This is a genomic window from Vibrio salinus, assembly GCF_021272385.1.
Taxonomy (GTDB): domain Bacteria; phylum Pseudomonadota; class Gammaproteobacteria; order Enterobacterales; family Vibrionaceae; genus Vibrio; species Vibrio salinus.
In genome coordinates, this window is the sequence record NZ_JAJSDZ010000007.1 from 39,403 (window position 1) to 59,473 (window position 20,071).

13 protein-coding genes, 6 tRNA genes and 1 pseudogene are annotated in these 20,071 nt (G+C 42.9%); 8 read left to right on the forward strand and 12 right to left on the reverse strand.

Going from position 1 to position 20,071, the window contains the following annotated elements:
* Positions 1 to 4 precede the first annotated feature (4 nt).
* Positions 5 to 1,693 carry an N-acetylmuramoyl-L-alanine amidase gene (locus LRQ06_RS05940; RefSeq protein WP_232765515.1) on the reverse strand — a complete coding sequence of 563 codons (1,689 nt, stop codon included), beginning with the start codon at positions 1,691 to 1,693 and terminating at the stop codon, positions 5 to 7.
* A gap of 65 nt (positions 1,694 to 1,758) precedes the next feature.
* On the reverse strand, positions 1,759 to 2,217 hold the full coding sequence (tsaE, locus tag LRQ06_RS05945; RefSeq protein WP_238483946.1) for a tRNA (adenosine(37)-N6)-threonylcarbamoyltransferase complex ATPase subunit type 1 TsaE: 459 nt from the start codon (positions 2,215 to 2,217) through the stop codon (positions 1,759 to 1,761).
* Between the two features lie 212 nt (positions 2,218 to 2,429).
* On the opposite strand from tsaE, the gene queG reads away from it, so the two are divergent.
* Positions 2,430 to 3,542 carry a tRNA epoxyqueuosine(34) reductase QueG gene (gene queG / locus LRQ06_RS05950; protein ID WP_232765516.1) on the forward strand — a complete coding sequence of 371 codons (1,113 nt, stop codon included), beginning with the start codon at positions 2,430 to 2,432 and terminating at the stop codon, positions 3,540 to 3,542.
* A gap of 493 nt (positions 3,543 to 4,035) precedes the next feature.
* Here queG and LRQ06_RS05955 read toward each other — a convergent pair.
* From LRQ06_RS05955 to orn, 7 genes are all read right to left on the reverse strand, one after another.
* Positions 4,036 to 4,112: transfer RNA gene (locus LRQ06_RS05955), tRNA-Met, on the reverse strand.
* Between the two features lie 41 nt (positions 4,113 to 4,153).
* Positions 4,154 to 4,229: transfer RNA gene (locus tag LRQ06_RS05960), tRNA-Gly, on the reverse strand.
* Positions 4,230 to 4,263: 34 nt separating this feature from the next.
* A tRNA-Met gene (locus tag LRQ06_RS05965) sits at positions 4,264 to 4,340 on the reverse strand.
* 41 nt (positions 4,341 to 4,381) lie between these two features.
* Positions 4,382 to 4,457 (reverse strand) — tRNA-Gly (locus LRQ06_RS05970).
* A 34-nt stretch (positions 4,458 to 4,491) separates the two neighbouring features.
* Positions 4,492 to 4,568, reverse strand: a tRNA-Met gene (locus LRQ06_RS05975).
* Between the two features lie 41 nt (positions 4,569 to 4,609).
* Positions 4,610 to 4,685, reverse strand: a tRNA-Gly gene (locus LRQ06_RS05980).
* Positions 4,686 to 4,855: 170 nt separating this feature from the next.
* Entirely contained in the window at positions 4,856 to 5,401 is a 546-nt protein-coding gene (gene orn, locus LRQ06_RS05985; protein ID WP_232765517.1) for an oligoribonuclease, read from the reverse strand.
* Between the two features lie 142 nt (positions 5,402 to 5,543).
* Between orn and rsgA the strand changes: the two genes are divergently transcribed.
* The 6 genes and pseudogenes from rsgA (at position 5,544) to LRQ06_RS06015 (ending at position 13,142) form a co-directional block, all read left to right on the forward strand.
* A complete protein-coding gene (gene rsgA / locus LRQ06_RS05990) occupies positions 5,544 to 6,605 on the forward strand; it encodes a small ribosomal subunit biogenesis GTPase RsgA (RefSeq protein WP_232765518.1) in 1,062 nt (353 codons plus the stop codon).
* A 122-nt stretch (positions 6,606 to 6,727) separates the two neighbouring features.
* The gene (gene asd / locus LRQ06_RS05995) at positions 6,728 to 7,588 is read left to right on the forward strand and encodes an archaetidylserine decarboxylase (protein WP_232765519.1); all 861 of its coding nucleotides are present in this window, start codon (positions 6,728 to 6,730) and stop codon (positions 7,586 to 7,588) included.
* 181 nt (positions 7,589 to 7,769) lie between these two features.
* Complete coding sequence (locus LRQ06_RS06000) at positions 7,770 to 9,185, forward strand: SLC13 family permease (RefSeq protein ID WP_232765520.1); 1,416 nt, start codon at positions 7,770 to 7,772, stop codon at positions 9,183 to 9,185.
* Between the two features lie 78 nt (positions 9,186 to 9,263).
* Complete coding sequence (locus LRQ06_RS06005) at positions 9,264 to 10,148, forward strand: DMT family transporter (RefSeq protein WP_232765521.1); 885 nt, start codon at positions 9,264 to 9,266, stop codon at positions 10,146 to 10,148.
* 152 nt (positions 10,149 to 10,300) lie between these two features.
* Entirely contained in the window at positions 10,301 to 11,830 is a 1,530-nt protein-coding gene (gpmM, locus tag LRQ06_RS06010) for a 2,3-bisphosphoglycerate-independent phosphoglycerate mutase (protein ID WP_232765522.1), read from the forward strand.
* Positions 11,831 to 12,019: 189 nt separating this feature from the next.
* Positions 12,020 to 13,142 (forward strand): annotated as a pseudogene (locus LRQ06_RS06015) (murein hydrolase activator EnvC family protein).
* 43 nt (positions 13,143 to 13,185) lie between these two features.
* Here LRQ06_RS06015 and hemE read toward each other — a convergent pair.
* The gene (gene hemE / locus LRQ06_RS06020) at positions 13,186 to 14,253 is read right to left on the reverse strand and encodes a uroporphyrinogen decarboxylase (RefSeq protein WP_232765523.1); all 1,068 of its coding nucleotides are present in this window, start codon (positions 14,251 to 14,253) and stop codon (positions 13,186 to 13,188) included.
* 40 nt (positions 14,254 to 14,293) lie between these two features.
* Complete coding sequence (nudC, locus tag LRQ06_RS06025) at positions 14,294 to 15,091, reverse strand: NAD(+) diphosphatase (protein WP_232765524.1); 798 nt, start codon at positions 15,089 to 15,091, stop codon at positions 14,294 to 14,296.
* A 169-nt stretch (positions 15,092 to 15,260) separates the two neighbouring features.
* On the opposite strand from nudC, the gene rsd reads away from it, so the two are divergent.
* Positions 15,261 to 15,743: a sigma D regulator gene (gene rsd, locus LRQ06_RS06030; RefSeq protein WP_232765525.1), complete on the forward strand. Its 483-nt coding sequence runs from the start codon at positions 15,261 to 15,263 to the stop codon at positions 15,741 to 15,743.
* Between the two features lie 78 nt (positions 15,744 to 15,821).
* Here rsd and rpoC read toward each other — a convergent pair whose 3' ends face one another.
* The gene (gene rpoC, locus LRQ06_RS06035) at positions 15,822 to 20,024 is read right to left on the reverse strand and encodes a DNA-directed RNA polymerase subunit beta' (protein WP_232765526.1); all 4,203 of its coding nucleotides are present in this window, start codon (positions 20,022 to 20,024) and stop codon (positions 15,822 to 15,824) included.
* Positions 20,025 to 20,071: the final 47 nt, after the last annotated feature.

Sequence of the window (20,071 nt, forward strand, 5' to 3'; positions counted from 1 at the left end):
AGGCCTACCTATTTGGAATTATTAAAATTTGTCCAACCCGGAGAGAATCCGATTTCAATTGGTTTACGCGGCGCAAGTTATCGATACTCACCCGGTAATAACTGGCGATTTTACCCAGGTATTCTCCACGGTGAACTTTATGCTTTCTCACTGGTTTGTCTTTAAGCGTTACGGTTATTTTTAATCTCTGCCCAACCCTTAAGGTATTTGAAGACAAATGATTTTCCCGTTTAATAGCTGCAACAGATACTTTGTATTTATCCGCAATCCGCCCTAAATACTCACCTCTGGCAACCTTGTGAGTAATGGTCCTGGTTTCAACCGGATTCTGACTTTTTACAGCGGACAAACTAACCGCAGCATTATTACCAGGTATAACCAAAATCTGTCCCACTCGTAAGCTGGTCGATTTCAAATGATTAGCAACCATTAACTGTTTGACGGAAACACCATATTTTTTAGCTATCAGAGAAAGAAATTCTCCGGAATGAACCTTATGTTTCTTCGCCTTTTTCCGACTCGCAAACAATGTTCCTTCCGGAGGATTGTCATTAAAATATTCTACAATGGCTTTGGATAAGGCTTGTGCAATTTTATCCTGATGAGTCCGCTGAAATAATAACTTTTCTTCCGTCGGGTTAGAAATAAACCCGGTTTCCACAAGCACCGATGGAATATCTGGTGACTTCAATACCGCCAGACTGGCATTAACCGGCTTACTACGATGCATGTGAACCACCCGCCGCAGCTGGTGAATAATATCGGTTGCGAGCGTATACCCTTCTTTTTGCGAATGGCTAAATTGTAAATCCAGCAATGTCTGACTGACATTTTTATCATTGCTGTTTTTTGCCAACACCTGACCGGCACCACCAAGCAATTCTGACTGCCGTTCATGATCTTCAACCCACTTTGCAATTTCAGTATTCGCCCGGCGGGTATTCAGAACAAAAACAGAAGCCCCTCTTGGTTGAGGGGTTCTAAATGCATCCGCGTGAATCGAAATCAGTAAGTGGGCCTTATTTTTACGGGCAATTTCTGATCGTCTGTTCAAATTCACAAAATAATCACCACGACGGGTAAGCACGGCTTTCATCCCTGGAATTGCATCAATCAAAGCTTTCACTTTTTTGGCAATACTTATGGTGACATTTTTCTCATAATGCCCACCGGGCCCGATTGAACCGGGATCTTCCCCCCCATGTCCCGCGTCAATAGCAACAACGATATCCTTTGTACCGTAAAACTGAGAGACATCTCTTGCGATTGTTTTCGGTGGTATTAAATGATTTTTACTGGTATTTGCGGAAGAGGCTTTTTGCTTATGTACGGTACTCCCATGAGGTAGGTCAACAACCAAACGATGTCCGTACTCTCCTTTTGGTGTCGGAGCCAGCGTAAACAACTCCGGTGAAATCTTCTTCTTTAATTCAAAAACTAACCGGTACGTGCCTTTTTCCGGAGCCGAACTCCTTCTTATTTTTTTCAACACAGGACTTTTACGAACGAACACCGGCAGCTTAGTCCGGATTGTTGTATCTTTTAAGTCAACCACCAGACGAGCCGGATTCGAAAGGGTAAAATAGGTAAAATGAGCTTCCGAAGAGAGATCCATTACCACTCGGGTTTCATCCGGTGACGGCCATACTCTAAAACTCTTTAATGCATTTGCGTATACGGCAGAACTCACCATAAGCCCTGTCAATAACACCCAACAACATACAACCTGGCATTTTATTCCAAAGCATTTAAAGAAATTCATAACTCTAACTGACTCAATAATTGGTTCCCATATTCAGAATTTCCGGACAACTCGGCAATTCGTTGTTCCCCATCGTAACGGATATCAACGCTAAGGTCACACACTGGTAACAAATCTCGCCCTTTTTCCGGCCATTCAACCAAACAAATCGCGTCAGGAGTAAAATAATCCCGAATTCCCATGAATTCTAATTCTTCAGGATCAGCCAGCCGGTATAAATCAAAATGATAAACGTGCCAATCTTTCAGATCATATGGTTCAACTAAGGTATATGTCGGACTTTTTACATTTCCATCGTGACCTAAAGAACGAATGAATCCTCTGCTGAAGGTTGTCTTTCCGGCGCCTAAATCACCATGAAGATAAATCGTTGTCTGCCTGAAACAAAGTCCAGCAATAATCTGACCTAATTTGATGGTTTCAGTTTCATTTTTTAAACGGAAAGATTTTTTCATAATGAACAATTTCTCTGACAAATAACGACATACACAAATTCAAAAATCAAATAGTAAACTGGGATCGATTTAAGACACAAGCACATAAGCTTATAACCCCCAAATTGTACCATTCGGATCAACATACAAAGGATCATTTTACCTTTTTCATCCTAGATCCTACACTTAAGATCCGTTAAAATCGCGCCCCTGTATACTACCTAAGATCCCTTATGGATTATCAAGAACTCGCAAACAAAATCAAAATTTGGGCAAAAGAGCTCGGTTTCGATAAAGTCGGAATCACCGATGTGGATCTTAGTAAACATGAAAAAGAACTCCAGAGATGGCTGGATGCCGGGTACCATGGTGATATGGACTGGATGGCCCGGCATGGCATGATGAGAGCACGCCCAGACGAACTGCTACCGGGAACAATCCGGGTAATTAGTGCCCGTATGCATTATTTGCCGGTGAATGCCGAATTTGCCTCAACACTAAATAACCCGGAACTTGGTTATATCAGTCGCTATGCTGTAGGAAGGGATTACCATAAAGTTGTCAGAAACCAGCTTAAAAAATTAGGAAATAAAATCCTGGCTGAAGTTAATGAACTTCAATTCAGACCTTTTGTTGACTCAGCGCCGATTCTGGAGCGCCCTCTTGCTGAGAAAGCAGGACTGGGCTGGAGGGGAAAACACTCCCTTCTTCTCGACAAAGATGTAGGCTCCTGGTTTTTTCTGGGGGAACTGCTTGTGGATATACCACTACCTACTGATTCTCCCGGAACCGAACAGTGCGGAAGTTGTAAAGCCTGTATTACCTCATGCCCCACTAATGCCATCCTTTCAGAAGGCATTATAGATTCAAGAAAATGCATCTCCTACCTTACTATCGAATACTCAGGGGTCATACCGGAAGAATACAGAAAAGCAATGGGGAATCGGATTTACGGATGTGATGACTGCCAACTGGTTTGTCCGTGGAATCGAAATGCACCATTAACCCGGCAAAATGACTTTGAACGCCGCCCGGTTTTTAATTATCCCGAATTAATTACCTTATTTTCCTGGGATGAACATACGTTCCTGAAAAATCTGGAGGGATCACCGATAAGAAGAATTGGTTATGAACAATGGTTGAGAAACATTAGTATTGCAATGGGAAATGCACCATTTTCAACTAAGATAGTTAAAGCACTGAAAGCAAAAAAAGGATTTTCTTCCCTTCTCGATGTCCATATTGACTGGGCTTTAAAACAGCATGAAGGAAAAAATCATACTCAGTCAAGGCAACATGCCCGACTGATCAGAATTATTGAAAAAGGAATCCCCAGAGATGCTTAATTATGGGATTTTAGTTTGCAATTTGATTTTTTACTTAAAATAATTGATGTGTGGAAAAGCTTTCAGCATATGACATATTCATGTGAAATAAAGAAAGTTAGTCACATATGATTGCCTTGACTACGATCAATTTATTCATAAGTCAAGATCAAAAAAACGCTCTTTCGATCATCAGCCAAATAAATAAAAAATCAATAAAAACAAAAGGTTAAAATGTAAAAGCATATATCACTATGAACTGCTAATTTTGCAAGATCTTTTACTTTTTTCTTACTCAGATGAGAAAATTACAGATTAACAACAGAGTTATCCACAAAACCAAGTTTGTGGATAACTCTGTGAACTAATTATTTAATATGTGGCTGAAACACAGAAAAAATCACATATCTGGTGTGAATATATGACATCCGGTAAAATAGCAGAGATATTAACTCGAAACCCGTTAATAACAAATGAAATGATGCTTCTCAGCATTACAGAAAGAGCATTGAATTGGTTGCGGGGGCTGGATTTGAACCAACGACCTTCGGGTTATGAGCCCGACGAGCTACCAAGCTGCTCCACCCCGCGTCCATGTAAGTACGGCTAATATAACCTTACTTCTTTTAAACTGGAGCGACACACGAGGTTCGAACTCGTGACCTCAACCTTGGCAAGGTTGCGCTCTACCAACTGAGCTAGTGTCGCATTTGAACGAACATGAATTTTCATGTTGTTAAATTGGTTGCGGGGGCCGGATTTGAACCAACGACCTTCGGGTTATGAGCCCGACGAGCTACCAAGCTGCTCCACCCCGCGTCCATGTAAGTACGGCTAATATAACCTTACTTCTTTTAAACTGGAGCGACACACGAGGTTCGAACTCGTGACCTCAACCTTGGCAAGGTTGCGCTCTACCAACTGAGCTAGTGTCGCATTTGAACGAACATGAATTTTCATGTTGTTAAATTGGTTGCGGGGGCCGGATTTGAACCAACGACCTTCGGGTTATGAGCCCGACGAGCTACCAAGCTGCTCCACCCCGCGTCCATGTAAGTACGGCTAATATAACCTTACTTCTTTTAAACTGGAGCGACACACGAGGTTCGAACTCGTGACCTCAACCTTGGCAAGGTTGCGCTCTACCAACTGAGCTAGTGTCGCATGATACGTTGCATTTGCTTTGTACCGTTTAGGGCTGCGAATTATAAGAGCATTTTTGTGTGATGCAAGTTTTTCTTAAAAAAAAATGCATTTTTTTATTTGTTAGAATAAAAAGTAATCAAAATTAACCATAACGCCCGTAACAGAGAAAAAAGCAGCAATTCTTCTCACTATATTTTAAATATTGTTTTCCGGTAGTAGCGTAATTCAGCGATCGATTCCCGAATATCATCCAGAGCCAAATGGCTTCCCTGTTTAGAAAATCCGGCAAGAATACTCGGATTCCAACGCCGGGTAAGTTCTTTGATAGTACTGACATCCAGATAACGATAGTGAAAATAACTCTCAAGCTCTGGCATATATTTCACCAAAAAACGACGATCCTGACCGATACTATTTCCACAGATAGGTGATTTTCCTTTTGGCACCCAGCGACTTAAAAACGCCAGAGTTTGCTTAACGGCATCATCTTCGTTGATCCGACTTTCCCTGACTCTGGATACCAAACCACTGTTTGTATGAGTAGTTGTACACCATTCATCCATTTTAGTAAGTTCTTCTTCTGGCTGAGAAACGGCTAATACCGGTCCCTCGGCAAGAATGTTTAATTCACTATCTGTGACTATTGTTGCTATCTCAATGATTTTATGAATTTCCGGGTCTAATCCCGTCATTTCTAAATCGATCCAGATAAGATTTTGATCGTTAGAAGACATGAGCTTACCTATACTTTAAAAATAAACACGGTACTATACCGCAAATTTCTATAAACAAGATACCTCTGGTACACTGGCGCATCAAATACACAACAGTGATGTATCGTTTATTTTCGATAATTCATTTTAAAAGATTTTTATAGTGGCAAAGAGAAAAAAACTGACAAAAGGTCAGGCCCGCCGAGTCAGGCATAATCAGAGTAAACGGTTGAAGCAGGATCAGACTCCCGAATGGGACGATGAAATGCTGGGTAATACTCAAACCGGATTAGTCATAACCCGGTTCGGACAACACGCAGATATAGAAGACACCGCGACGGGAACTGTCCACCGTTGTAATTTAAGACGGAGCATTGAAACCCTCGTCTCCGGTGATAAAGTCGTCTGGCGCGCCGGTATTGAAGCAATGGCTGGTATTTCAGGTGTTGTCGAAGCGGTGGAACCACGACGTTCTGTTTTAACCCGCCCGGATTACTATGATGGTCTAAAGCCTGTTGCTGCGAATGTTGATCAAATGCTCATCGTATCCTCAGTTATTCCAGAATTATCACTTAATATTATTGACCGATATTTGATTGTTTCTGAGCTGTTGGACATCAAACCCCTACTTGTGCTTAATAAAATCGATCTACTTGATAGAACAGAAAGAGAACAATTTCAGAAATGGTTTGATATCTATACAAAACTTGGTTACCAAATACTTTTTATCAGCAGAGAAACCAAAGAGGGTATTGAAGAGCTGGAATCGCTTCTGAAAGATAAGGTCAATGTTTTTGTCGGACAATCAGGCGTTGGGAAATCCAGTCTGGTCAATGCCATATTGCCTGATTCAGAGGAAGAAATAGAAGAAGGTGAAATATCTAAAACATCCGGACTTGGTCAACATACAACGACAGCGGCGAAGTTGTATCACCTACCGACCGGTGGGGATCTGATTGATTCGCCGGGGGTTCGGGAATTTGGGCTCTGGCATTTAACACCAGAAGAAATTACCCGTTCATTTATTGAATTCAGACCTTACTTAAACGGATGTAAATTCAGAGACTGCAAACATCTGGATGATCCGGGCTGTATCATCCGGGAAGCCGTCGAAAAAGGGGAAATTAATGAAATTCGTTTTGAAAATTATCATCGCATACTGGACAGTATGACCGAAAACAAAGCGAATAGGCAATACTCCAAAAATAAGAAGCAGGATTTGTAATTTGTACCTTAAACAAGTAAATTCTGCCAAACTTTTGAGTTGATAATCCTACGGGAAGACGAGTCTTTCAATCAAACAAGATTCCGGGTAACAACATTAATGGTAATTTGGACTTAATGACTATGGATAAATTAAAAATTGGCTTGCAATACTGGCTTCCAAAGCATGCTCTGACCCGTTTTGTCGGAAAATTAGCCGCAGCAAAAGCAGGTAAACTGACAACGGCTATTATTAAAATGTTTATTAAACAGTATAAAGTTGATATGCATGAAGCCAGTAATCCGAACCCCGCATCCTATTCGACCTTCAATGATTTTTTCACCCGTGAACTGAAAAATAATGCCAGACCAATAACACAGGGGGAAGACATACTGGTTCATCCGGCTGATGGTGCAGTCAGTCAGTTTGGCCCCATCATCGATGGTTCTCTAATACAGGCTAAAGGGCATACCTACACCGCGCTTGAATTGCTGGGCGGCGACGAAAAACTTGCCTGCTGCTTTAATGATGGCGGATTCGCAACCATTTATCTGTCCCCAAGAGACTATCACCGGGTTCACATGCCCTGCGATGGTACCCTCAGGGAAATGATTTATGTTCCGGGTGATCTGTTTTCCGTTAACCCGCTGACGGCAAAAAACGTACCTAACTTATTTGCCCGAAATGAACGTGTTGTCTGTATCTTTGATACACCATTTGGACCAATGGCTCAGATCCTTGTCGGTGCAACTATTGTTGGCAGTATTGAAGTCACCTGGGCAGGGACAATAACACCACCGACCGGAAACGTCATTCATCGCTGGCACTACCCTCGGGAAGGCCACAAAGCAGTTCATCTTAAAAAAGGGGAAGAAATGGGGCGCTTTAAGTTAGGTTCAACCGTAATTAATTTATTTGCCAAAGAACAAATTCGTTTCGATGACACGATGAATATTGAAAGACCAACAATAATGGGGACACCTTACGCCCATAAAATCTCATAATCGGCCTTTTGGTGGCCTTACTGATTCAAAGGCCACTTTTATTCATCATTCCAATTAGCCAGGAAAATACATAATAAATAAAAATAATCACCGAACTCTCAAAAATAAACGGTACCCCAATACAAATACCAATACTCACGTTAGATTTACATATAATAATTTCAGAATGAGAGTGTAGGTAATGCCAAAAATATCAGCACAACAGCTTATCAAGCTTATCCTTTGTTTTCTCCCTCCCCTCATCCTTTTATCAATGCCGATGGATAGTATTCCTATCCCTGAACTAACATTAATACAACATCGGTTACTGGCTATTTTTTTGTTAGCTGCATTACTTTGGGTGTTAGAACCGGTACCGGTATTTGCTACATCGATACTGATCATCGCCTTAGAATTGATCATGATATCTAACAAGGGGCTCCATTGGTTCCGAAGTCTTCCGGAAGGACACCGGTTTGGGGAGCTCATTAACTACAAGGACATTTTAGGGGCGTTCTCATCTCCCATTATTATTTTGTTTATGGGTGGGTTTGCTCTCGCGATTGCCGCCACCAAATACGAATTGGATAACAACCTGGCCCGGGTTCTTCTCAAACCATTCGGTCATCAGCCTAAATTTATTATGCTTGGTTTGATGGTAATTACCGCCTGCTTCTCTATGTTTATGTCCAACACCGCAACAACGGTGATGATGCTGGCTTTATTGGGCCCTATTATTGCCTCCACCAGCAGGGAAGATAAAGGCATTAAAGCGTTGGTACTATGCATTCCTATCGCAGCAAATACCGGGGGGATTGCCACACCAATTGGTACACCGCCAAATGCTATTGCACTTCAATATCTTACCGGAGAAAACAGCATTAGTTTCTTAAGCTGGATGATGATGGGATTACCTTTCGTGCTCATTCAGCTCACTATTGCCTGGTTCCTGCTTCAGAAACTGTTTCCATCACAAGAGAAAAGCATCACCTTAAATTTATCCGGGGGGTTCCGTAAAAGCTGGCGAGCAATGACGGTTTACGTTACTTTTGCCCTGACCATCATTCTCTGGATGACAACATCTCTGCATGGTATGAATACTTATGTTGTTTCTATTATTCCACTTGCTATTTTCACCTTAACCGGAATTATGGGAAAAGAAGAACTCAAACAAATTAACTGGGATGTGCTATGGCTGGTTGCTGGTGGTATCGCGATTGGTATCGGGCTGGAAAAAACCGGACTGGCATCCGCCATGGCGAATGCGATTCACTACGAAAGTCTGGCACCAATGCTTGTTGTTATCACGTTATCCATTGTTTGCTGGCTCATGGCGAATTTTATGTCCAATACCGCAACAGCAAACCTGCTCATGCCCATCGCTGCAGCGATTGGGACTTCAATGACCAGCCTCCACAGTGTCGGTGGATTACAGGGACTGCTCGTTGTTGTCGCCTTTTCCGCTTCTCTGGGTATGATTTTACCAGTATCTACACCACCCAATTCACTGGCTTATTCAACCGGGCTGATTGATAGTAAAGACATGGCTAAAATGGGAATTATCATGGGTGTTGTCGGGTTGCTAATTGTTTACTCAGCATCCTGGATAATTTTTTAAGAATAAATTCCTTTGTTTTATCCGCCCTTTAGTGCATAGTTTTCTTCACAAAATAGAAATTTACAGAAGGAACTGTGCGTGGGTTATGAATGGTTGGCTTTGGCGGCTGCCTTTTTATGGGCAGTAGGTAGTATATTATCTGTCGAACCAGCCAAATATTTAGGTACCTTTTCTTATAGCCGATGGCGAATGGGATGCACTTCCATAACACTGACATTCATCGCCTGGATTAGCGGAGGATGGAGCACCATCTCCGGCGAGAATATTTTCCCGATGATGCTCTCCGGCTTCATCGGTATTTTCATCGGAGATACCGCTCTGTTTGCCTGCTTTAACCGCATGGGACCCAGACAGGCAGGACTGTTATTTTCCTGCCATGCCGTTTTTTCTGCCGTTATCGGATACTTTCTCTTTAACGAAACGATGACCAGCAAGGAGCTATTGGGGGCTGTCCTTGTTTTTTCCGGTGTCGTAACCGCCATATTCTTTCGCAAAAAAGGCGCTGAACACAAACTGGATGCTCTATCTGGTAGCCTATGGCTGGGGGTTATCCTCGGGCTGGTTGCGGCATTATGCCAGGCTTTAGGCGGGATCATAGCCAAGCCCGTCATGATCACCAGTGTCGATCCCATCGCGGCTTCGGCACTCAGGATGATCGCGGCTTTTTCTGCTCACATGCTCCTTTTTCTGAGCCGATCCCGAATAGCAAGAGGCCACCGCTCAATCACATTAAGAGTATTCTCTATTACCTTTTTAAATGCATTTCTGGCCATGGTCCTGGGTATGACTCTGATTCTTTATGCCCTGAAAGATGGGAATGTCGGGATGGTTGCTTTACTCTCATCAACCACACCTATCATGCTGTTACCTATACTGTGGTTTTACAGTGGACAGACACCCAACCGATATGCCTGGGCCGGAGCCATTGTGGCCGTCATCGGAACAGGTACTTTGGTATACTAACAACAATACTCTGACCAAAAATGATGATAGGTTTTACTTATTCTTATTGATAGGAATAATCATTGATCTTAATCTTCTAGATACAATATAAAGTGTAGTAAAATTACTCTAGTTTCATTTTTCAGTTACTTAAAATTTGACGAGGTCTAACTATGTCAGCGAAGAAGCCAATGGCTTTAGTGATCCTGGACGGGTGGGGTCACCGTAAGGATAACAATAACAACGCAATCAATAATGCAAATACTCCGGTACTGGACGGCTTAGTAGCGAATAACCCAAACACACTGATTTCCGCTTCAGGACTTGATGTTGGTTTACCTGATGGTCAAATGGGTAACTCAGAAGTAGGTCATACAAACATTGGCGCAGGCCGGGTGGTATATCAGGATTTAACTCGTATAACCAAAGCAATTGAAGACGGTGAATTCCAGAAAAATTCAGCGATTGCAAATGCAATGGATAAAGCGATTTCTGCCGGAAAAGCCATCCATATTATGGGGCTGATGTCTCCGGGTGGTGTGCACTCTCATGAAGATCATATCTATGCAGCAGTCGAAATGGCAGCAGCCCGAGGTGCTGAGAAAATCTTCTTACACTGTTTTCTTGATGGCCGTGATACACCACCACGCAGTGCAGAAGGCTCACTAAAACGTTTTGATGAGCTGTTTGCCAAGTTGGGTAAAGGTCGCATTGCATCTCTGGTCGGTCGTTATTACGCAATGGACCGTGATAACAACTGGGAGCGTGTTCAGGAAGCCTATGATCTCATCACACAGGCAAAAGGGTCACACACGTTTGACTCAGCCGTTGCCGGTCTTGAAGCCGCTTACGGCCGTGATGAAAATGATGAATTTGTGAAAGCCACCATCATTCAGCCTGAGGGTCAGGACTCTTCTGCCATGGAAGATGGCGATGCATTGATTTTCATGAACTACCGAGCGGACCGTGCCAGAGAAATCACCAGAACATTCGTTCCGGCATTCGATGGATTTACACGTGCTAAATTCCCGGCTATTGATTTTGTTATGCTGACCCAATATGCTGCTGACATCCCTCTGCAATGTGCATTTCCACCAGCTTCTCTGGACAATACCTATGGTGAATGGCTGGCAAAAGCAGGAAAAACTCAGCTACGAATTTCCGAGACCGAAAAATACGCCCACGTCACTTTCTTCTTTAACGGTGGTGTAGAAACTGAGTTTGAAGGAGAAGACCGTCAGATAGTAGCCTCTCCAAAAGTTGCCACTTACGATCTGCAACCTGAAATGAGCTCAGGTGAACTAACCGATAAACTGGTGGCTGCAATCGAATCAGGTAAATACGATGCGATTATCTGTAACTATCCAAACGGTGATATGGTTGGTCACACGGGTGTTTATGAAGCTGCAGTAAAAGCCTGTGAAGCGGTAGATTCATGTGTTGGCAGAATCGTTGAAGCCATTAAAAAAGTCGATGGACAATTGCTTATCACAGCCGACCACGGGAATGCAGAAATGATGGTAAATCCCGAAACGGGTGGCACTCATACCGCGCATACCAACCTGCCGGTACCATTGATCTACGTTGGTAATAAAGACATCAAACTGAAAGAGAACGGAAAACTTTCAGACTTAGCACCAACTATGCTGGCTCTTACCGATATGGAAATCCCAGATGAAATGTCTGGCGAGGTTCTTTTCTAAAAAGCCAGCAATTATCTGATATCATGTAATTAAGATAAAAAGCTCCGTCATTCGGAGCTTTTTATTGTTTTATGTAAGAACATCGCGATTTTTTCTGTTTCCATATCGTTGTTGAGATCGCTTTCTGTATACTGATGGTCAAATTAAATTTTAGGCAAGACTGAAATCCATAGACATAAGCCTCTAATAATGAAAAATAAATTATCTTTATCATTAATTCTTTCTGTTTCCATTATTCTCAGCTGCACAGCAATTCCTTCAGCATACGCGGCCAGTAAACAAGAATTAAAAGGCGTTTCAAATGAAATTTCCCGCCAGAAAAGCACATTGAAACGACAAAATAATAAACTGGATAAATTGCAGAGTGAGTTAAAAAAACAAGAACTAAATATTACGTCACTGGAAAAAGAGATTAAGCAAACCAAACGAAAACTGGCAACATCAACGGCTAATATAAAAAGATTAGAATCAAAAATTTCCGAATTAGAACAACAAAAGAACCAACAATCAAACAAACTTAAACAACTTATCCATACCTACTATGTTACTCAGCACAGCCATTCTGCAGAAAACTTACTGAGAGATAACAGCGATGAAGATAGGATCAGTCAATATTTTCAGCATCTAGCAAAAGCAAGAGCAGATGTCATCGAGCAACTGGAAAAGACATCACAGCAACTGAAAAGCAATGAAGAAAAGCTGACCCGGGAAAAAAAAACAAATTCAGTCCCTGCTTAATGAACAGACATATAAACGAGACAATCTGAACAAAGTTCAGACACGACGTAAAACGACAGTGAAAAAAATTCGCTCGAATATTTCCAGTGACAAAGTCTATCTTGCTGAATTACAAAGAAACGAATCGCGCCTCAAGGCCGAAATAGCAAAGGCCGTAAAACGAAATTCTGTTTTAATGAATGGCATAGCCAAACAAAGGGGAAAACTTCCCTGGCCATTAAAGGGGAAAATTTTACATAGCTTCGGTAGTCATCAAACAGGACAGATAAACTGGAAAGGCATTGTTATTGCTGCGAATTACGGCCAACCCGTAAAAGCCGTGTACGCCGGAAGAGTTGTTTTCTCTGAGTATCTTCGAGGCTATGGACTGGTGATATTATTGGATCACGGCAAAGGAGATATGACACTCTATGGATTTAATCAGTCTTTACTGAAAAAAGAAGGCGACAAAGTTCTGGCAGGAGAAACCATTGCTCTTGCCGGCGATACCGGTGGCCAATCTCAGCCTTCTTTATATTTTGAAGTCAGACGTAACAGCCGTGCACAGAATCCTTTACGCTGGCTGACCAGATAATGAAGACAAAGGGCTGAAAATCATCAGCCCTTATTAACATCTGTTATTGGTGATATACACGGGATAAATCGTGAACAGCATCAATGAAACTTCCGGCATTTTCCGGTGGCACATCAAGATGAATACCGTGGCCTAAATTAAATACATGACCAGACTTGTCATAGCCAAATCCGGACAATATTCTGGCAACTTCGTCACGGATACGTTCAGGAGATGAATAAAGTATTGAAGGGTCCATATTCCCTTGCAAAGCCACTTTATCTCCAACCCGGGATTTGGCATCTTCAATATCGATGGTCCAGTCAAGCCCGATTGCATCACACCCAGTTGCAGCAATACTTTCAAGCCACATTCCACCATTTTTAGTAAACAATGTCACTGGCACAGTTCTGCTGTCATGCTCTCTAATCAGACCATCCACAATTTTATGCATATAGTGAAGCGAAAAATCTTTATAATCCCTTGGCGTGAGCACTCCTCCCCAGGTATCAAAAATCATGACAGACTGCGCACCGGCCATAATCTGCCCATTTAAATAGTCAATAACACTGTCGGCAAGCTTATCCAATAATGTATGCAACAAAGCCGGTTCCGAGTACATCATCTTTTTAATTACCGTAAATGCCTTTGAACTGCCACCCTCAACCATATAAGTAGCCAGAGTCCATGGACTCCCGGAAAAACCAATCAAAGGAACCTCACCATTCAGATCTTTACGAATCTGACGTACAGCATCCATCACATAGCGAAGCTCCCCCTCAGGATCAGGGATGGGTATTCTTTTTATATCTGCAGGCGTACGTACAGGATGAGAAAACTTAGGCCCTTCCCCCGCCTCAAAATAAAGCCCTAAGCCCATCGCATCCGGAACAGTCAAGATATCAGAAAAGAGTATGGCAGCATCCAGTTTAAATCGCTTCAATGGCTGAAGAGTCACCTCTGATGCTAACTCCGGATTACGGCATAAAGACATAAAATCTCCGGCCTGAGAGCGAGTTTTACGATATTCAGGCAAATAACGTCCAGCCTGACGCATCATCCATACCGGCGTATAATCAACAGGCTCTCTTAATAACGCTCTTAAATAATTATCATTTTTTAAACTACTCATAATTCTTCCAATAGGGCTGACTTACTGCTATTTATTATTTTTATGATTCTAACATTGATAATTGAGATTCGCGCTGTATATCCGATACCGTTTGCTCTATTAATGCCCGGGCAATGGTACCGACGGGAGCCAGATTGGGTAATTCACCCGGATTAAACCATTTGGCATCACTTAATTCCGTATAATCCGGGCGTATTTCTCCTGATTCATAATCGGCCATGAATCCGACCATCATACTGCTTGGAAATGCCCAGGGCTGACTCGAAAAATACCGGATATTAGTGACTTTTATTCCTGTCTCTTCGTATATCTCCCGGCACACACAATCCTCTAATGTTTCCCCGACCTCAACGAATCCGGCAATAACGGTATACAGATCAGAGGAATGCCGGGAATGATTAGCCAGTAAAATTTGATTATCACGACGGATGGCAACAATAATACAAGGAAAAATTCTCGGATAATGTATTGACCGGCAGTCATTACACTGCATCGCCAGTTCTCTGTGATTCAAATGATTACGGCCGCCACATTGAGGACAAAAGCGCTGCGTTTGTGTCATATGACCATACTGAATCGCTTTACTAACCGCGAGAAACAAAGGTTCTTCAATATACAGAAGGTCTCTCAGCGAAGTAAGCTCATATGTTTGCTCTAATTCAGATTCATTGAGCCAGTAGACCGGATAACCTTTATATCTGGCAACCTCTATAGCATCTTCAGAAGATAAAGAATACTGCTGAGCCGAACCAAAAGGTATTTCACCTTCAACAGTCCATAGTTCACTTCCTGAAACAACGCACCAATAAGCGTCATTTGTGTCACTATTTCTTAACATAACTCCCCCATTCTCTTGCAGTCCAGCTATTTTACTGGCAATCTAGTTTCATACCAGAGTTAAATGTAACCAATTAAAAAATGACGAACTCCGGGTAACTTTTAGGGATGTATCATATCTCAGTTCAGTTTGATCTCTTATTTTAAGATCTGCTCATGGGGGCATAACCATGCTAAATAAATTAAAAAACATACAAGAACAATGGGGTGGCTCAAGTGAGGTTATCGATCAATGGCTAGATGATCGTCAACGTCTGCTGGTAGCATACTGTAAACTGGCAATAAATCAGCCAAATAACAAAAACATCACCAAACTTCCTTCCGAAAATGAAATTGAAGATTTCTGCCAGAATCTGGTGGAATACATCTCGACCGGCCATTTTAAAATTTACGATATGGTAAAAGCACAATGGGAATCGACCGGTTTTAAAGCCACTGACGAAATTAACGACACGTATTTCAAAATCGTATCAACAACCGATCCTCTTTTGAATTTTGCAGATAAATATCTGGATATAAAAGAAGGTGATGATCTGGAACATTTCGATCTTGAGCTATCCCGTTTGGGAGAGATATTAGAAGAGCGTTTTGAAGTAGAAGACTGCCTCATTCAACTTATTGCTGACAGCTTGTCCGTTCCACCAGGAGCATAGACCAGACTAGTCGCAGAAATTATTTACGGCAAAGAAAAAGGCGCCAACGGCGCCTTTTTTATGATTTCGAATCAGAAACTAGTCATCTGAGGAGAAACCAGCATTCAGCAACGCAGCCAGATTATCTGTTGCCTGTTCTGCTGATGGTCCTTCTTTTTCCGCTTCACGCTGAGCCTGACGCTCCTGATGATAAGCGAAACCGGTACCTGCAGGAATCAAACGACCAACAATCACGTTTTCTTTCAGACCACGTAACTCATCACGTTTACCGGAAACTGCCGCTTCAGTAAGGACTCGGGTTGTTTCCTGGAACGATGCTGCTGAAATGAAAGATTCAGTAGCCAGTGACGCTTTGGTGATACCCAGAAGATCACGTTCAAAACGAGCTGGTTCTTTACCTTCAGATTCTAACTGACGGTTAACCACTTTAACATGTGAGTATTCAACCTGCTCACCAGGTAACAAGTCAGAGTCACCAGCGAAAGTGATAGTACATTTACGCAGCATCTGACGAACGATAGTTTCAATATGCTTATCGTTAATCTTAACACCCTGTAAACGGTACACTTCCTGAACTTCGTTTGCGATGTACTGAGTAACAGCATGAATACCACGTAAACGCAGAATATCATGTGGAGATTCTGGTCCGTCAGCAATCACATCACCACGTTCCACTTTCTCACCTTCAAACACGTTCAGCTGACGATGTTTAGGGATCATCTCTTCGTAAGCATCACCGCCTTCACGAGTGATAACTAAACGACGTTTACCTTTTGTCTCTTTACCGAATGAAACGGTACCTGTGTGCTCAGCAAGAATTGCCGGCTCTTTAGGCTTACGCGCTTCAAACAGATCAGCAACGCGAGGAAGACCACCCGTGATATCTTTGTTACCACCAGATTTCTGAGGAATACGTGCTAACGTATCACCCACACCGACTTCGGCACCATCATCAAGGTTAACGATCGCTTTACCCGGTAAGAAGTACTGAGCTGGCATATCAGTGCCAGGAATCATGACGTCATTACCTTTCTCATCAACAAGTTTGACTGCCGGACGCATATCTTTACCAGCCGAAGGACGGGCCGCAGGCTCGGTCACTTCACTAGAAGACAAACCAGTTAAATCATCAGTCTGACGAGAAACAGTTACACCATCAATCATATCCACAAACTGAACACGACCAGCCACTTCGGTAATGATTGGCATTGTGTGTGCTTCCCAGTTTGCAACTAACTCACCGGAATCAACCGCATCACTGTCCGCTTTGCTCAAAATCGAACCGTAAGGCAGTTTGTGTTTCTCCTTCGTACGACCAAATTCGTCAATAATCGTTAATTCGGTAGCACGGGAAGTAATCACTAACTTACCGTCTTTATTGGTTACAAATTTCGCGTTATGAAGCTTAACAGAACCTTTGTTCTTAGCCTGAATGCTGTTTTCCGCAGCCGCTGTCGATGCCGCACCACCAATGTGGAACGTACGCATAGTTAGCTGTGTACCCGGTTCACCGATTGACTGTGCAGCAATAACACCCACAGATTCACCCTGGTTAACCAAATGACCACGAGCCAGGTCACGACCATAACATTGCGAACAACAACCGAAGTCTGAATCACAGGTAACCACAGAACGCACTTTGATCTGGTCGACCGAGTTCTCATCGATGATCTGACACCATTTCTCATCAATCAGCGTATTACGCGGGATAAGAATTTCTTCGGTACCAGGTTTCATGACGTCTTCAGCAATCACACGACCTAACGCTAATTCGGTCAGTGCAACTTTAACATCACCACCTTCGATGTGAGGAGTCATCAGAACCCCTTCGTGCGTACCACAGTCGTGTTCAGTAACAACCACGTCCTGAGCCACATCAACCAGACGACGAGTCAGATAACCTGAGTTTGCTGTCTTCAATGCTGTATCCGCAAGACCCTTACGAGCACCGTGGGTTGAGATAAAGTACTGAAGTACGTTCAAGCCTTCTTTAAAGTTTGCTGTGATTGGTGTTTCAATGATCGAGCCATCCGGACGAGCCATCAGACCACGCATACCCGCCAGCTGACGAATCTGAGCCGCAGAACCACGAGCGCCCGAGTCAGCCATCATGTAGATGCTGTTGAAAGACTCTTGCTGCTCTTCCTCTCCATCACGGTTAATTACCGTTTCAGAAGAAAGGTTAGCCATCATGGCTTTTGCTACGCGATCATTGGTTGATGCCCAAATATCGATCACTTTGTTGTAACGTTCACCGGCAGTAACAAGACCCGACTGGAACTGTTCCTGAATTTCACGAACTTCTTCTTCCGCAGCAGAGATTTCAGTGTATTTCGCTGGTGGTACAACCATGTCGTCGATACCAACAGAAACACCTGACAAGGCAGCGTAAGCAAAACCGGTATACATAATCTGGTCAGCAAAGATAACAGTATCTTTCAGACCAAGCTTACGGTATGCCACGTTCAGCAGGTTAGAAATTTGTTTCTTACCCAGCTTTTGGTTAATGATTTCAAATGGCAGACCTTTTGGAACAATTTGCCATAACATGGCACGGCCAACAGTGGTATCAACCATCTTGGTTTCTGTTGTGCTGTTACCATCATCATCAATCACTGTCTCAGTGATACGGACTTTAACACGAGCGTGAAGTGCCGCAGTCTTAGTACGATATGCTTTCTCAGCCTCTGTCGGGCCGGAAAGGTACATACCTTCACCTTTTGCGTTCACCATTTCACGAGTCATGTAGTAAAGACCCAATACCACGTCCTGAGAAGGAACGATAATAGGATCACCTGATGCTGGAGACAGAATGTTGTTTGTCGACATCATCAATGTACGGGCTTCAAGCTGTGCTTCTAATGTAAGAGGCACGTGAACCGCCATCTGGTCCCCATCGAAGTCGGCGTTATAAGCAGCACAAACAAGTGGGTGCAACTGAATCGCTTTACCTTCAATCAGAACCGGTTCAAACGCCTGGATACCCAGACGGTGAAGGGTAGGTGCACGGTTTAGCATAACCGGATGTTCACGGATAACTTCGTCCAGAATATCCCATACCACCGCTTCTTCACGCTCAACCATTTTCTTAGCAGCTTTGATTGTCGTAGCCATACCACGAGTTTCAAGCTTGCTGTAAATAAATGGTTTAAATAATTCCAGCGCCATCTTCTTAGGAAGACCACACTGATGTAAACGCAGGTAAGGACCTACTGTGATTACAGAACGTCCAGAGTAATCAACACGTTTACCCAGAAGGTTCTGACGGAAACGACCCTGTTTACCCTTGATCATATCCGCAAGAGATTTCAGAGGACGTTTGTTTGAACCTGTGATCGCACGACCACGACGACCGTTATCCAGCAACGCATCAACAGACTCTTGCAACATACGTTTTTCGTTACGTACGATGATGTCCGGAGCAGCCAGCTCTAGGAGACGTTTCAAACGGTTATTACGGTTAATCACTCGACGGTATAAATCGTTAAGATCCGACGTTGCAAAACGGCCACCATCCAGAGGAACAAGTGGACGAAGATCCGGTGGAAGCACAGGTAACACTGTCAGAATCATCCACTCTGGGTTATTACCAGATGCGACAAACGCTTCAACCAGTTTTAAACGCTTAGTGACTTTCTTACGTTTGGTTTCAGAGTTAGTGGTTTCCAACTCTTCACGCATAAGTTCCGCTTCAGCAGAAAGATCCATTGTCGAAAGCAGGTCTTTAATCGCTTCAGCGCCCATTTTCGCAACGAATTCGTCACCCCACTCTTCCAGGCGATCCAGATATTCTTCTTCTGTCAACAACTGACCTTTTTCCAGATCAGTCATACCTGGTTCAGTAACAATGTACATTTCAAAATAAAGTACACGCTCAATATCACGCAGCGGCATATCCATAAGAAGACCGATACGAGATGGAAGAGATTTTAAGAACCAGATGTGAGCAACAGGTGACGCTAACTCGATGTGACCCATACGATCACGGCGAACTTTAGTTTGAGTTACTTCAACGCCACATTTCTCACAGATCACACCACGGTGTTTCAGGCGCTTGTATTTACCACAAAGACATTCATAGTCTTTAACTGGACCAAAAATACGCGCACAGAACAAACCATCACGTTCTGGTTTGAACGTACGATAGTTGATCGTTTCAGGTTTTTTCACTTCACCAAATGACCATGAACGAATCATGTCCGGTGAAGCTAGACCGATTTTGATAGCATCAAATTCTTCGGTCTTATGCTGCGCTTTAAGAAAGTTTAATAAGTCTTTCACAATCAGCTCCTGTGAGGAGTTAAAAGGCGCTCGTAAAGCACGAGCCC